A 14,153-nucleotide genomic window follows, 5' to 3' on the forward strand; every position below is an offset into this window, starting at 1 on the left:
ATTTGTTATAGAGAGAGCGTATAGATTAAAGAAGGTCCGTCCCTCGTTTTAAGGGACGGACCTTTGGTTTAGTATTGAACCCATTCAACTTCAGGCGGGTATGAGCCTGCGGTTTGATGTGGTGTATCCATTGAGTCCTTTTTAGGGAAGTTTTGAGCATAACCTTCGAGGATCCTTTTGGTCATTCCATTCCTCTCCTGAGTTACAAGTAAGCTGTAAGAATAATAATCCCAAACTCGCTTCTGCCCTGTCTCCTTTTCTGATGAAGTGGTGATTTCTTCTATGAGATATCTTGCGATTTCTTTGCCCTTTTCGTGTGTAATATCTTTCCCGACTGTTATTTTGAAGCAGTAAGATGTATCGTCATTCTCAATTTTTTTATAATCTATGTTCTTTACTTGTTGTTTAGCCAGAATTTTCTCTTTTGCTTCGATGATCCAGTTTTCGTTGAAATGGAAAGGAATTTCCAAATCATCCGCAGTGATGAATTTCACTTTTTTCGCGAGTTTTTTTTCATCTATCCATGTCTCACTCAGCTCAACCGCTGTCACTTCCGCTTCCAAATCCACTCCTACTACTTTAAAATCACTGTTGTCTGATGTACCATCTATATCTACCAGCCCTTCCACTCTCATAAGCAGCTGGTTTCCATCAACAGTATATACCAGATTAACACGGTCATTCATCATGTCATAAAAGTAGTAAGGATCTCCCATAGCATTAATGACTTGATTAACAGTAAGTGTTTTCTCTTTAATTCTGCTTTCTGACCTATACAATGTGCCCCCTTGTCGTTCCCTGAAACTTAGAACGTAGTCATCTCCAAGGAAATATCTGTAGCCACCTTCGTATCCTCCAGTTGCCGGAAGCTTACCATATCTTTCTTTAATACTGTCGTATGTGTCTCCTAATTTAGTATCTGTTCCATATAGTATTCCTTTGGAAGCTTTCTCTTTAAACTCTTCAGGATTTTGAATAATAACTGAAAAATCAAATGTTGGCGGATCTATGATGAATTCACCCACCGCCTCTTTCTCTTCTTCCTTTTCTTGACCCTGAGTATCCACATCCTCTGTATCAGGCGATTCTTCCCTCACAGGTGATTGGCGTTTTTTATCTTGTAAGGTTCTTTTTTCTTTTTCTATTTTTTCTTTAAGAGCGTCCTCGGGAATGAAGGCCGAATGTCCCTTATCATCCTGTGGCTCTTTGGTTTCATTTAGATGATCATTCTCGACCAATTCATCTTTCGGTAAATAACTGCTGCCAAGGACAGAGACGATAAAAATGATTGCAGCTACTATTCCTACGTTGAGAATCATACGCCAGTTTCGTCGTTTTTTATATTTTTGTTTCTGAATTTTCGTCAATATCGCTTGCTTCTGACTTGGCATTTCTATATTTTGAAACAGTTCTTTTTCCAATTCATTTTTGAGATTGCGTAATGGATCCTTAATCATCCGTATCCCCCCCTTGGAGCAAAGGTTTTAATTTCTTTCTTCCCCTGTCCAGTCTGGTTCGAACGGTGGAAGCTTTAATGTTTAATAGTTCGCTAATTTCGTCGGTTGTTAGTTCTTCATAATAATATAATAGGATAATTTCTCTGTACTTCATGGATAATGCAAAGATTTGTTCTGACACACTGTTCTTTTCTTCTTTTTGGAGGAGCTCTTGTTCTGGGGTTCCCTCGATTTCCTTATTAAACATTCGGTGAAATTTATCCACCACTGTATTCCTTCTGAAATATGCAGACTTTTTATAGTCCTTGCATTGGTTCACAGCAATCCGATATATCCATGTTTTGTAGGAAGAATCCTGGTTGAAGCTGCCCAGTGAATGATACGCTTTAATGAAAACCTCCTGGCATATGTCCTGTGCCGCTGACCAATCCTGAACATACATATAAGCAAGCTTCGTAATCTGATTTTCGTACCGGTCGATTAATGTTTCAATCAATTGATCACTATTAGTCTTCATATCTTCCAAACGCCTAAGCCCCCCTCTCACCTGGTGTAATACCTCTGTCATAAAACCATCCTCCTAATGCTTACTACATATAATATTTGGTGTAGATCTTTATCTAGTACTTACTTGCTTAGAAACGAGCCTCTTTTTTCAACGTTTAATTCGAGGTCTCTATATTGGCTTTCTTGAATACTGTGGTATCAAGGTATTTATTTTTTTGAAGGCGGAAGGTCCGTCCCTTTATTAGTAGGGTTCACATTCATGTCCAGCTTCTTGGTTTTTAATCAGGTTTTCTGATTTTTAATAAAATGATAGTCGAATTGGGACAATTCATATTTATCATTGAGGAGTCTGCTTGTTGTTCCGCTTATGACTCTTTCATGATTATCGTGACTTTAATTTCCCTTCCTATTTTCTTTTTTCCATTTCATGTTAGACGAGTGTCAGCGGTAGAATGTCCCAAATATTTGCTAAAACAGTAAAAAAATGCATTCCACTTAGAGGAATGCACCTTTCTAGTACTATTTGGTTAACGCATTTAAGATGAGTAAGCTTGCTACCCTGCTCGTCATATCCCTCGTGTCAAGGTTTGGGTCAATTTCCACGATATCCATGCAATTGACTTTCGGATGTTGCAGCGCGGTTTGGAGGGCCTCTGTGAGAGTTTCAGGATGCATCCCCCCGGGGCCGATCGCCGGGCAGCCTGGGGCATACACCTGGTCGAGGACGTCCATGTCAACGGAGAGATAGATGGTGTCGACTTGGGATTCGAGTTGGGTAAGAGATTCCTGGATGAGTTTTGTCATCTGTTGTTGTCTGACATCCTTCATCGTATACACCGTCACACCCTGCTCGATGGCGTAATCATGGTAGGCTTTCGCATTGGCGTAGTTGCGGATGCCGATTTGGATGAGATGCTCTCCTTGGATGTGGCCACCTTCTATTAATCTCCTGAAAGGCGTTCCGTTGGTCGGACCCCCGTCCTCTGTGTTCCTGAGGTCATGATGGGCATCGAACTGGATGATGCCGACCGTACCCTTCGTTTCCTTGATGGCTTTGACCGTTGATGTGGTGATGGAATGGTCTCCGCCCAGGATGATGGTGAACGGTGCTGCGTTTGTGCTCACTGCTGCTTTCGTTGATTCATAGATTCGTTCATGCGACTCTTGGATGGAGGTCGGGTGCATGGTGATGTCACCGAAGTCGATGATGGTTTTGTTGTCTTCAGCGAGGTCCGTCCCTCTTTCGATGTTGTAGGTGGTGAATGAATTCAGGCACCGTCTGATGGCGTCGGGTGCGAAGCTTGCCCCTGAGTGGGAGATGGACGGTTTGGAGAGAGGGGCGCCGATGATGGCGATGTCCCCTTTCTTCCCTTCTTCCCATGGTGTCAGTAGTTCTGCAGCCTTCGTTGTGTAGCGATCTTTGAACTGCGCCTTTCCTGCCGGCTTAATGTGTTGAAATGTGCTCATGAAGCTTCTCCTTGCGGTAGATGATACATCCGTCTTTCATGACGGTGTTGGTATGGTTGACTCCGTAATGATACGGTACGTAGTGATAGTTCGGTACATCCCATAGGACGATGTCGGCTTTACGGCCTGTTGCTAGCTTTCCTGCCGAGTCTCCCCTGTTGATGGCGTAGGCGGAGTTGACGGTGACGGCGTTCCAGATTTCTTCCGGCGTCATTTTCAGCTGTAACGATGCCAGGTTCATGATGAACTGCAGGTTCTCTGTCGGCGAGCTTCCCGGGTTGAAATCTGTTGACAGGGCGACTGCCGCTCCCGCTTCCAGCATGCCTCTTGCGTTGGCGAACTTGCCTTTGTTCAGGTAGAAGGACGTACCTGGCAGAAGGACCGCGATGGTGTCGGTTGCTCCCAATGCCTGGATGCCTTTGTCGGAAGCCCCCACTAAGTGGTCGCCGCTTGTCGCTCCTATTTCCGTTGCCATTTCCGTTCCGCCGAGTGGATCGATTTCGTCGGCGTGGATTTTGACGGAGAAGCCTTTTTCTTTTGCTTTGGTTAAGAATTCTCGAGATTGTTCAACAGTGAATACTCCTGTTTCACAGAAGATGTCGACGAATTCGGCGAGCTGATCTTTTTCGATGTCGTTTAATAGGTCCAGCATTTCTTCTAGGAATTCATCGGAGTGGCCCTTGAATTCCGGTGGGATGGCGTGTGCTCCAAGAAATGTGGAGACGATTTCTGCCGGGTGCGTTTCGTTTAGTTGTTTGGCGACTTTTAATTGTTTTAATTCGGTTTGTCGATCGAGACCGTATCCGCTTTTCGCTTCTACTGTTGTGACTCCGTATGAAATCATTCGGTTGAGATGGAAGCGTGCTTTTGTGAGTAGCTCTTCTTCCGATGCTTCGCGGGTGGCACCCACTGTAGATAGGATGCCGCCTCCCCGCTTCAAGATTTCTAAGTATGGAACACCCTGCTGCTTGAGGGCCATTTCGTGTTCACGTGAGCCTCCGAAGACCAGGTGTGTATGCGGGTCAACGAGTCCTGGTGAGACGAGCTTTCCTTCTGCGTCGATCCGTTCTGTCGCTTTGAGAGTTTGTGCTTCTTCGTGTGTGCCGATCCAGGCGACAAGGCCGTCTTTGATGGCAAGTGCCGCTTTTTCCAGGACAGGAAGTCTGCTCATTGCCTCCCCTTTCAGAGGTCCGTCCCCGTGATCCATTGTCAGGAGCTGGCCGATGTTGTCGATGATGGTGTCGAATTGTGTAGTGGTCATCTTATTCTCCTCCTTTGTTCATTGGGATGTGGATATTGTGTTTTTCGGCTGTTTTTTCAGCGATGTCGTATCCTGCGTCGACGTGGCGGATGACGCCCATTCCAGGGTCTGTTGTCAGGACTCGCTCGAGGCGTTCCTTGGCCAGGTCGGTCCCGTCTGCCACAACGACCATTCCGGCGTGCAGTGAGTAACCCATTCCAACTCCCCCGCCGTGGTGGAAGGAGATCCACGAGCCGCCTGCCGCTGTATTGATAAGAGCGTTCAGGATCGCCCAGTCTCCCACTGCGTCACTGCCGTCCTTCATGCTTTCCGTCTCACGGTTCGGTGAAGCGACGGATCCGCAGTCCAGGTGGTCACGGCCGATGACGATCGGTGCTTTCAGCTCGCCATTCTTGACCAATTCATTGATGGCAAGACCCATCTTTACACGCTCACCATAGCCCAGCCAGCAGATGCGGGAAGGAAGGCCTTGGAATGCCACCTGCTCTTGGGCCATGTCGATCCAGCGATTCAGGGCTTCGTTTTCAGGGAAAAGCTCTTTGATCAGACGATCTGTTCTATAGATGTCCTCTGGGTCACCTGACAGTGCCGCCCAGCGGAAAGGTCCTTTTCCTTCACAGAACAACGGACGGATGTATGCCGGGACGAATCCAGGGAAATCAAAGGCATTGTCAACCCCTTCATCCTTCGCTACTTGACGGATGTTGTTGCCGTAGTCGAATACGATGGAGCCACGGTGTTGGAACTCGAGCATCGCTTCCACGTGTTTGGCCATACTTTTTTGTGATAGTGCTGTGTAAGTTTTCGGGTCCTGCTTGCGAAGCTCTGCAGCGGCTTCGAGTGTATATCCTTCAGGGACATAGCCGTTCAGTGGATCGTGGGCTGATGTCTGGTCGGTTACGATATCGATTTTAACGTCACGCTTGAGGAGTTCATGATGAACCTCGGCTGCGTTTCCAAGGAGAGCGATAGAAAGTGCCTTGCCCTGGTCACGTGCTTCATACGCCATCATCAATGCTTCTTCGATGGAATCGGTTTTCACATCACAGTACTGCGTGTCGAGGCGCTTTTGGATGCGCTCTGCGTCCACGTCGACTGCAATCACCACTCCTCCGTTCATGGTGACGGCGAGTGGCTGCGCTCCACCCATTCCGCCTAAGCCGGCTGTAAGGGTGATCGTCCCTTTAAGGGAGTTATTGAAATGCTTCTTCGCCAGTGCCGCGAACGTTTCGTACGTCCCTTGCAGGATCCCTTGTGTTCCGATATAGATCCAGCTTCCCGCCGTCATTTGACCGTACATCATTAGGCCTTTTTGATCAAGCTCGTGGAAGTGCTCCCAGTTGGCCCATTTCGGCACGAGGACTGAGTTCGATAGCAGGACTCTCGGAGCCGCTTTATGGGTTTTGAACACCCCAACCGGCTTACCGGATTGGACGAGCATGGTTTCATCGTTCTCCAAATTTCTTAGTGTGTGGACGATGGCGTCGAAGGACTCCCAGTTACGGGCCGCTTTCCCGATTCCGCCGTATACGACTAGCTCTTCGGGAATTTCTGCCACTTCGGGATCGAGGTTATTGTAGAGCATGCGAAGGACCGCTTCCTGCTCCCAGCCTTTACATTCGAGGTCCGTCCCTCTTTTTACTTGTACGATTCGTTTGTCTGCCTTAACCATTTGTCGTTTCCTCCTTTGTTTTGGTTGGTTTGATCAGTGTGCTTAGCGTTGTCTGTTGCAGCCACTCGTTGGCTTTTTCTATGTCTTTCGAGAAGATGCGGTCCTTTGTGATGGAAGGAATGACCTTTCTCGCTGCTTCGTAAAATTGCTTTGTCTTGCTTGCCATGAGGTCCGTCCCTCGATGTTCCGCTGCCTGCAGGTTACAGATGAGCTCGACGGCGAGGACTCTTCTTGTGTTTTGCAGGATCTGATATGCGTGACGTGATCCGATTGTCCCCATGCTGACGTGGTCTTCCTGGTTCGCGGATGACGGAATTGAGTCGACGCTCGCCGGATGGGCAAGGGTTTTGTTTTCGGATACTAGTGATGCCGCGCAGTATTGCATGATCATGGCACCTGACTGTAGTCCCGGTTGGGGACTTAAGAAAGGTGGCAAGTCATTGAGCTGCGGGTTCACCAGGCGTTCAATCCGTCGCTCTGAAATGTTTGCGAGTTCCGCGACGGCTATCTTCATGAAGTCCATGGCAAACGCGATCGGCTGGCCGTGGAAGTTCCCTCCTGAGATGATCTTTTCTCCATCGTCGAAAATGAGCGGATTATCCGTTGCCGCGTTCATTTCGATTTCGAGTTTTTCTTTTACATAGTCAAGGGCCTGCCAGGAGGCTCCGTGAACCTGAGGGATGCACCTTAGAGAGTACGCATCCTGCACCCGGAGCTCTCCCTGTTTCGTTGTGAGCTTGCTGTCCTGTAAGTAGTCTCTGATTCTTTGAGCCGTAGCGACCTGTTGAGGATATCCCCTTACTAAATGAATATCTTCGTCGAAGGCATCCATGATTCCTCTTAATCCTTCCAAGGTCAGACTGGCAATCATCTCACTTTGGAAGGCGAGTTCCTCCGCCTCCAGGTATCCGATCACGCCCATAGCTGTCATGGCCTGGGTTCCGTTGATGAGTGCCAATCCTTCTTTCGCTTGAAGCTGGATCGGGAAGATGTTTTCTTTTGAGAGGACAGGGAGAGTCTGATGGACTTCACCTTGATAGTGGACTTCCCCTTCACCCATTAGCGCCAGTGCCAGATGGGAAAGTGGCGCCAGGTCTCCACTTGCTCCAAGTGAACCCTGCTGAGGTATCACCGGATGAATTCCTTTGTTCAAGAATTCCGCTAAGCGCTCGACAATGACCGGTCTAACCCCTGAATACCCTTTTAAAAGAGCGTTACATCTCAGTAGAAGCATGGCACGTGAAACGTTCTCCGGGAATGGATCACCAACCCCACACGCATGAGAATGAATCAGGTTCAACTGAAGCTCCTCCACGTCATCCGCATCGATCAGCACATCACTGAATTTCCCGAAGCCCGTGTTGATCCCATACACCACACGCTTCTCCTTCACAATCTTCTCAACCGCCTCGCGACTCTTCCGCACACGCTCCATACTAAGCGGCGAAAGCTCCACAGGCTCCTTCCCATAAATCACCCGCTTCGCCTCATCCAAACTCAAACTACAACCCGTCAACTCCACCATGTTGGTTCACTCCTTCTATTTTTTAGGGACGGACCTCTGAAAATCACTTATTTTCGGTTCGTTCCCACTGTCTTTACCGTTATTACTGACTTTTTTGCTTTCTTGCTTTAACCTGCTGCGGGACGGACCCCTTCGTAGGTTCCTGCGTCCACACAAAAAGGAGGCTCGACCAAAGACAGACTTCTGCCTTTGGTCGAGCCTCCTTTCAACTAATATCTCTAGGCTCTCATTATTTAAATATGATTGATTCCAAGTCCGATCGTTTCGTGCTCCAACCCCTTAATGGGCGCACCAATCGTTCCATATAACGCGACGGCGATCCATTCGCCTTCCTCTTCACTTTCATACGGAGTCCCTCTCACAACGGAGAAGCGCAGGCCCACTGTCCGCAGAATCTCGCCCAATTGAGTCTGACCGCGGGTGACCCCTGTCAGTGCTTCCATGATCGCGTGGTACAAAGCATGCATCTCCCGGTACAGATCTTCCCGGACCAGGTCACTCCGCTTTGCCGCTGTTTCTATCGCGGCCACGATTTTCTGGCTGTCCATCGATCCGATCTTACCGGTGCAGTAACTCCAATTCAGCTCATTGAAATGACGGTTCCACTCTTCCTCTTCCCTGTCTAACAGGAGAAGGAGCATGGCGTTCTTTCCGATACGAGTATGATCTGTCTTATTCAAGTGGCATTCGCACCTTCGTGAAAATTCTAAAAATACTAACAACTACTATTATTGTATGGTCTGATTCATAAGAGGTCAACGAAAAAAAGAGTGATTTTAGAAACTTAGAGAGGTAGTTTGGTAGCGTGGTAAAGGGTTTTTGAAGGATAATAGCAGGAGAGCTGGTGGAGGTCCGTCCCTCAAAAAAAGACGTACCTGTTCAGGTTCGCCTCATTCCTCCTTTACTCTTCTTGTTTTTTTCCTTTTCCTTTGAATACCTGGGGATTGTTCATGAGGTAGGTGACGGTTCCGTCATCGGACTTCAGGCTTAAGTAGGATAGGATGTCCTGTTTGTCTTCGCTCGTTATCGGACCGTCTACAGGGTATAGGGGCTGGATATTCAATTGCTCCGTTCCCTCCCGCTTTTCGAGTACAATCTTGCAATCCTTTGGTGTGTTGTCGCCTATCCGGACAAATTTGAACGGGATGGAGTGACTCCGATCGACGGGAACGGCAAACAATGTCGTGAACCCGACTGTTTCAAGAATCTTATCAGAGTACATGATACTCTCAAGGGCATGAGAAAACCCCGGCGGACGGTTCACCACGACCAACTTATTGTAATAATGCTGCCCCTGAAAAACGACTAAATGCTTTTTTGATTTCTTGACGATTCTCTTGGAAACGTGAAAATCCTCGAATATTAAAAGAAATTCTTTTCTCATACTTTCCTCCTCCTTGAAATAGGAATTTTGTCCTACTGATTATGAATTTCGACACCATGACACAAATCCCTCTATATTTTTCCAAAAATATTTTATTTTTTTCACTTTTTAATTGTATTTTTATGGAATTCTTCTTTTGGTGCGCCCTTTTCAACATATTCCTTATATCGGCTGATTTGTGGAGCCGGAAAGTAATTGAGGGTGCGTTCCTTGGAAAGTAAGGGGTTATCAATGGAATGGATGTAGAAAGGATAACTGCTCCAGGGGTATTTCTCGGGGTGGATGGTGAGTTTCGCTTCAACCGGATTGTGGTGGATATATCTGCTCGCTTTAATAAAATAGGATGGCGTATCGATCTTGGTCGATCCATACCTCCCTTGGAACACATGCCCGACATAATCATATTTCTTGTTGAAATAAACGGCGTAGCGGGTGTGAAGGATTCGGATGATTTTCTCCAGTGGAACATCGTGGGTTTCGATCAGCAGATGAATGTGGTTGGACATCAAACAGTAGGCGTGGATGGTAAATGGGTCCTTATCTTTCGTTTCCTGCAAATACCTTACATACTTCTTACGGTCTTCATCATCATGAAACAGATCCTGCTTCCGGTTCCCCCTCGCCGTCACATGATACGTCGTTCCCGGACTCCAATTCCGAGGCGTTCGAACCATAACATCACTCCTTTTCTTAAATCTCCTAATCTTACACTTTACCTATTCGACACAAATGCGTAAAATCCTCTTTTTTATTGAGGGACGGACCTCTATTCATTCACAAATCTCTGTAAATGAAACGGGTAGCGAGGTCCGTCCCTCTTCCTATCTCTCTCTTCTGTCGTAGTCAAGATTGGTGATGCTTCTGTGTGTGTAGTAGATGATTCGCTGTTTGCCATGATGTTTCGTACTGAATATCAAATTCGACTCCGGTTTCATCTGGATCCATGTGATGACTTTCTTTTCTCCCCTTGTTGAAAGACTGGCCACTCTTCCTTTTGGTTGTTCCCCCACTCTATCTCCACCTTTTCCCCCAATTCGACAAAATTACAATTATATTTACATTTTAATACGTTTTCCTGTAATTTTGTATACCTTTTCCAAATTACCTTGAATCGTAATCAAAATAACGATTTCAAAACGTGTAATTTCCTAATACATGAACATAAAAGCTTTATCTTGAAGAAAAAAGGGATAGTCGGTGAAAACAATGGATTTACATGTAGAATTACAGCATTATCGCAATGATGTATTCGAGCTTACCCAGAGAGAAGCTGCCCTTCGCCTGAACATCAGCCAGGACGCACTATCAAACTACGAAAATGGTGAAAGGGACATCCCCTACAAGATGCTGCTTACCTTTAAGGAAGTCTATAAAATCCCGACCTATGAAATGAACCGGATCATGTTAGGTGAGGAAAGCGACGGCCTTGGACAGAGCCACGACCCCATGATTCTGAGAGAAACCTTTGAAGACGGAGAAACAAAAGAAATCCTGAAAACCCTCGGGGAACACCCCAAATTCAAACGAACCCTTTCATCCCTCTCCTACTTCACAGACAAGCGCAAAGAAAAATTCATCGCCCACGTGAACCACTTCTATCAGACAATGAAGGGATGGTAGAATCCTTGGGAGGGACGGACCTCACTATCCGCAACTTAAACCCTGTTATACCGGGGTTTCCGTTCCTATCTACTCATAAAAGTGAGGTCCGTCCCTCTATCTGGTGAGGTCACCTACCAAAAAAAGCGCCTAGATACCCGATATTGGGGTCTAGAGCGCTTTTTGATTTGTATCTATGGTGTATCCTGATTGAAGTTCTTGTTTGAGCCAGTGGATCATGGTGTTGGTGTCCATGTTTCCTTGTTGACCTTTGTCGAACGCTTTTTGGATCACATTCAGAATATGCTGATCACCGTTCACATTTCTTTTCAAAATGACAACCTCCTACATCATTAAACAGTTTATATCACTTTATTACACTATTAGACGGCATTTCAAACATCAATTTTATGCTATATTACCAGAAAAAACCACTAAATGGAAGATGAAATTTATGAGAATTGTCTTAAAATATGACTATATAACTATTCAACTTCTCTACCTTTTTGTCGATATAATAGTGGTATGGCCATGAAAAGTGGCAAAATCATCGAAAGGTGATGACGCCAAAGCTAAAGGGGCTATCACAGTCAGCTACCAAACCAAGGAGGAATTATTTTGTCGTTTTTGACACCGGAAGAAATAGTAGTAAAGAAGAAAGCTCGAAAAATGTGGATGTACATAAGTTTATTTGTTTTTACTGTCGCGCTTATTGCGGGCACAACATTTTTAACGTACAACATGTAAAAGCGTCTTGAGGCGCTTTTTTAATTTTATAAATTTTCATTCTACAATTTATGGAAACTTTCGGGGTTTTTCGATAGAATAAGAGGAGTAATCTAAACTAGTTGGAGGCAACCATTTATGCATAAAGAAGTTAAACTCATCAGGGGATTAAGACAACCATCCTACTTCTTTTATCAATTAAAGGTAATGGAAGTATTAAGAGGATATAAACAAAAAATTCTCCTTATCTTTCTATTGTCAGCCCTTGTCTTTGGCCTCATTTCTTCCTTTGGAATCGGAATGGATCCTCTTTCAAAGGAACTGACGAAACTTTCGCCCTTCACATTTGAGATGGAAAAGTTCTTGTTTCTATTAGGAAGAATCATTTCTGGAATATTATATGCGGCTGTAATTCTGTTTGTACCAGCTCTGATATTCTGGACCATTTCAGACGAAGGTGAATATCGCAAGCTTGTTATCACGCAAAGCTTAGTTCTTATCATTTTATTAATTGAAAGACTAACGTACATTCCTTTATCCATTTTCCTTTCACTTGATTGGTTCTCATCGCCCCTATCACTCGGAGTAATCGCTCAATACTTAACCGATAAACCATGGGTCATCTATTTCCTGGGCTGTTTCTCCCTATTTAAGATATGGGTTTTCTATATTCAATACAAAGGTGTCAAAAAGCTCACCCAACAAAAAAACTGGCTCATCTGGCTCGTGATTTTGTTAACGAATCTACTATTCTGGGCTGCTACTGCATCTCTTGCATTCCTGAATTTATCCACTCTAATCTAACTATTTAAAGGCTGTGAACAATCATGAACAAACGAAGCATATTCTATACCACCCTCACTGTCTCGCTCCTTTTTATAGGTGCCAATACATATCTCATCGAAAAAGCGGACAGTAAAGTCGACCGGGAAGTCCGTGTCGCCGTATGGGAACCCGTTAACAAAGGGGCTCTCGCCAAAGAAATGCCGAAAGCAGGAGTCGTCGCTTCCGAAGAAGAAAATTACATCTATTTTAACGATGAATTCGGTTCCTTCAAAAAGTTCCTCGTCAAAGAAGGGGATCAGGTCAAATCCGGAACACCCCTCTATGAATATGAAGTAACCGATCAATCTCAGCAAAAAAGCGTATTGGAATCAGAAGCTGATCAACTCGAAGACGAAATCGACAGCATCGAAAACAATATTTCCGACCTGAAGCGACTTGAATCATCCCTCCCATCAGGGTCTACAGATGATAAAGAAATTCCCATCGACGCCAGTGCCCTTCAATCGGAATATGATTTAAAAAAAGAGATTGCCGCGAAAGAGCTGGAAATCGATCGCCTTGAAAGCCAAATCGACAATCTCGAGCGCCAAATCAAGGATATCGAATCATACGAAACGACCCTGACCGTCCAAAGCAGCGTGGACGGAACCATCAAGGACCTTTCCCATGCCATCGACAATCCATTGATCACGATTGCATCGCAGTCCACCATCGTCACAACCGACCTGACGGAAAAAGAAATCGTCAAAGTCGATGAAAACATGAGCGCAACCGTTCAATCTGATGTTGAGAAAAAGACCCAAAAAGGAATCGTTACCCGGGTAGCAACCTTGCCAAAGAATGATCCTCACATCCAAACCGACAGTCTGTACCCTGTAGAAATCAAACTGCAGGACACAAAAAACGAACTGCTTCCAGGACACCATGTCTTCCTATCCATCATCACGGATGAAGTAAAGGGCGCATTTGTGGTCCCAATGACGGCTGTTGAAAAAGATGGGGAATACAAATACATTTGGATTTTAACACCAAAAGGAACCGTCGAAAAACGAAAAGTCGAAACCGGACTTACAGTGGGCGGACAGCAGCAAATCAAATCCGGAGTAAAAGCAGGGGAATACTATATTGTCTATCCTGAAGAGATCCCGGCCTTACAAAAAGGTGCTGCATTCATCACGGCCCTTGATTGGGATAAAGTGAAACTCAGGGATTTGAAGAAATTCGATCGTCCGACGATTCTTGAGAATTTATTGTTGGGGATATTGGAACGGAAATAAAATGACAAAAAACCAAGAATGCCTCTGCATTCTTGGTTTTTTTCAACTTCCATCATCCATTCTCATTCTTTCATCCCAAAGAAAGAATATGACCGAACAGCATACTGCAGGCAATGAGATTCCAGGATAAATAAAGTAGGTCAACGCTCCAAATCCAATATGTATAAGTCCCGACACCCACCTGCGATTCCTCAAAACCTTCATGGAAATGCCCTCCGCCACCAAGGAAGCAGGCAAACCATACACAAAGTTACCGAGCAGACTAAGTAAAAGCACCACTATCAAAGATAGAAAATATTCACCCTCAACCATATAAGCATCCCCTCTAAAAAGAGACACGACGAAATAAAAAATGAATAATCCAATGGTAAAACAGATGGAGGTATAAATAGCCGCTTTGACTTTGCGAAAATTGTCTTTAACTATTATCCCCCTTAAGGTAGGAATCATAAAGATGACGAACACTACCCCCAGTAATGCTATTGCATCAAA

At 45.3% G+C, this 14,153-nt stretch carries 15 protein-coding genes and 1 riboswitch; of the genes, 3 read left to right on the forward strand and 12 right to left on the reverse strand.

Annotation, left to right across the window (positions count from 1 at the left end; genetic code table 11):
* Positions 1 to 68 precede the first annotated feature (68 nt).
* From P8596_RS22610 to P8596_RS22655, 10 genes are all read right to left on the reverse strand, one after another.
* Positions 69 to 1,457: a hypothetical protein gene (locus tag P8596_RS22610; RefSeq protein ID WP_279725286.1), complete on the reverse strand. Its 1,389-nt coding sequence runs from the start codon at positions 1,455 to 1,457 to the stop codon at positions 69 to 71.
* Positions 1,450 to 2,025 carry a sigma-70 family RNA polymerase sigma factor gene (locus P8596_RS22615; RefSeq protein WP_279725288.1) on the reverse strand — a complete coding sequence of 192 codons (576 nt, stop codon included), beginning with the start codon at positions 2,023 to 2,025 and terminating at the stop codon, positions 1,450 to 1,452. The genes P8596_RS22610 and P8596_RS22615 overlap by 8 nt, the downstream gene beginning before the upstream one ends.
* A 458-nt stretch (positions 2,026 to 2,483) precedes the next feature.
* Complete coding sequence (gene hutG / locus P8596_RS22620; RefSeq protein WP_279725290.1) at positions 2,484 to 3,431, reverse strand: formimidoylglutamase; 948 nt, start codon at positions 3,429 to 3,431, stop codon at positions 2,484 to 2,486.
* Positions 3,409 to 4,692 carry an imidazolonepropionase gene (gene hutI / locus P8596_RS22625; RefSeq protein WP_347815198.1) on the reverse strand — a complete coding sequence of 428 codons (1,284 nt, stop codon included), beginning with the start codon at positions 4,690 to 4,692 and terminating at the stop codon, positions 3,409 to 3,411. The genes hutG and hutI overlap by 23 nt, the downstream gene beginning before the upstream one ends.
* Before the next feature lies 1 nt (position 4,693).
* A complete protein-coding gene (gene hutU / locus P8596_RS22630) occupies positions 4,694 to 6,364 on the reverse strand; it encodes a urocanate hydratase (RefSeq protein ID WP_279725292.1) in 1,671 nt (556 codons plus the stop codon).
* Positions 6,357 to 7,889 carry a histidine ammonia-lyase gene (gene hutH / locus P8596_RS22635; RefSeq protein ID WP_279725293.1) on the reverse strand — a complete coding sequence of 511 codons (1,533 nt, stop codon included), beginning with the start codon at positions 7,887 to 7,889 and terminating at the stop codon, positions 6,357 to 6,359. Before hutH ends, hutU begins: the two co-directional genes overlap by 8 nt.
* Before the next feature lie 233 nt (positions 7,890 to 8,122).
* The gene (hutP, locus tag P8596_RS22640) at positions 8,123 to 8,569 is read right to left on the reverse strand and encodes a histidine utilization transcription antiterminator HutP (protein ID WP_079534321.1); all 447 of its coding nucleotides are present in this window, start codon (positions 8,567 to 8,569) and stop codon (positions 8,123 to 8,125) included.
* A gap of 221 nt (positions 8,570 to 8,790) precedes the next feature.
* Positions 8,791 to 9,273, reverse strand: a complete 483-nt coding sequence (locus P8596_RS22645; RefSeq protein WP_279725295.1) for a hypothetical protein — start codon at positions 9,271 to 9,273, stop codon at positions 8,791 to 8,793.
* A gap of 101 nt (positions 9,274 to 9,374) precedes the next feature.
* On the reverse strand, positions 9,375 to 9,947 hold the full coding sequence (locus P8596_RS22650; RefSeq protein WP_279725297.1) for an REP-associated tyrosine transposase: 573 nt from the start codon (positions 9,945 to 9,947) through the stop codon (positions 9,375 to 9,377).
* A gap of 147 nt (positions 9,948 to 10,094) precedes the next feature.
* Positions 10,095 to 10,283: a hypothetical protein gene (locus tag P8596_RS22655; protein WP_279725298.1), complete on the reverse strand. Its 189-nt coding sequence runs from the start codon at positions 10,281 to 10,283 to the stop codon at positions 10,095 to 10,097.
* Between the two features lie 196 nt (positions 10,284 to 10,479).
* On the opposite strand from P8596_RS22655, the gene P8596_RS22660 reads away from it, so the two are divergent.
* A complete protein-coding gene (locus tag P8596_RS22660) occupies positions 10,480 to 10,893 on the forward strand; it encodes a helix-turn-helix domain-containing protein (protein WP_279727050.1) in 414 nt (137 codons plus the stop codon).
* A gap of 150 nt (positions 10,894 to 11,043) precedes the next feature.
* Here P8596_RS22660 and P8596_RS22665 read toward each other — a convergent pair whose 3' ends face one another.
* Positions 11,044 to 11,205, reverse strand: coding sequence for a hypothetical protein (locus P8596_RS22665; RefSeq protein WP_279725299.1), 162 nt, complete (start codon positions 11,203 to 11,205; stop codon positions 11,044 to 11,046).
* Between the two features lie 197 nt (positions 11,206 to 11,402).
* Positions 11,403 to 11,474, forward strand: a riboswitch (cyclic di-GMP riboswitch).
* Positions 11,475 to 11,736: 262 nt separating this feature from the next.
* On the opposite strand from P8596_RS22665, the gene P8596_RS22670 reads away from it, so the two are divergent.
* Together P8596_RS22670 and P8596_RS22675 are read left to right on the forward strand one after the other, a co-directional pair.
* Positions 11,737 to 12,402 carry a hypothetical protein gene (locus tag P8596_RS22670; protein ID WP_279725300.1) on the forward strand — a complete coding sequence of 222 codons (666 nt, stop codon included), beginning with the start codon at positions 11,737 to 11,739 and terminating at the stop codon, positions 12,400 to 12,402.
* Positions 12,403 to 12,425: 23 nt separating this feature from the next.
* Positions 12,426 to 13,661: an efflux RND transporter periplasmic adaptor subunit gene (locus tag P8596_RS22675; protein ID WP_279725302.1), complete on the forward strand. Its 1,236-nt coding sequence runs from the start codon at positions 12,426 to 12,428 to the stop codon at positions 13,659 to 13,661.
* Positions 13,662 to 13,703: 42 nt separating this feature from the next.
* On the opposite strand, the gene P8596_RS22680 is transcribed toward P8596_RS22675, so the two are convergent.
* Entirely contained in the window at positions 13,704 to 13,973 is a 270-nt protein-coding gene (locus P8596_RS22680) for a hypothetical protein (RefSeq protein ID WP_279725303.1), read from the reverse strand.
* Positions 13,974 to 14,153: the final 180 nt, after the last annotated feature.

The organism is Rossellomorea sp. DA94 (assembly GCF_029834455.1).
In the GTDB taxonomy this organism is placed as follows: Bacteria; Bacillota; Bacilli; order Bacillales; family Bacillaceae_B; genus Rossellomorea; species Rossellomorea vietnamensis.

Bases quoted from the DNA above. Each gene is read 5' to 3' on its own strand.
- P8596_RS22610 (WP_279725286.1), bottom strand. From the start codon at position 1,457: ATGATTAAGGATCCATTACGCAATCTCAAAAATGAATTGGAAAAAGAA.
- P8596_RS22615 (WP_279725288.1), bottom strand. From the start codon at position 2,025: ATGACAGAGGTATTACACCAGGTGAGAGGGGGGCTTAGGCGTTTGGAA.
- hutG (WP_279725290.1), bottom strand. From the start codon at position 3,431: ATGAGCACATTTCAACACATTAAGCCGGCAGGAAAGGCGCAGTTCAAA.
- hutI (WP_347815198.1), bottom strand. From the start codon at position 4,692: ATGACCACTACACAATTCGACACCATCATCGACAACATCGGCCAGCTC.
- hutU (WP_279725292.1), bottom strand. From the start codon at position 6,364: ATGGTTAAGGCAGACAAACGAATCGTACAAGTAAAAAGAGGGACGGAC.
- hutH (WP_279725293.1), bottom strand. From the start codon at position 7,889: ATGGTGGAGTTGACGGGTTGTAGTTTGAGTTTGGATGAGGCGAAGCGG.
- P8596_RS22645 (WP_279725295.1), bottom strand. From the start codon at position 9,273: ATGAGAAAAGAATTTCTTTTAATATTCGAGGATTTTCACGTTTCCAAG.
- P8596_RS22650 (WP_279725297.1), bottom strand. From the start codon at position 9,947: ATGGTTCGAACGCCTCGGAATTGGAGTCCGGGAACGACGTATCATGTG.
- P8596_RS22660 (WP_279727050.1), top strand. From the start codon at position 10,480: ATGGATTTACATGTAGAATTACAGCATTATCGCAATGATGTATTCGAG.
- P8596_RS22670 (WP_279725300.1), top strand. From the start codon at position 11,737: ATGCATAAAGAAGTTAAACTCATCAGGGGATTAAGACAACCATCCTAC.
- P8596_RS22675 (WP_279725302.1), top strand. From the start codon at position 12,426: ATGAACAAACGAAGCATATTCTATACCACCCTCACTGTCTCGCTCCTT.
- P8596_RS22680 (WP_279725303.1), bottom strand. From the start codon at position 13,973: ATGGTTGAGGGTGAATATTTTCTATCTTTGATAGTGGTGCTTTTACTT.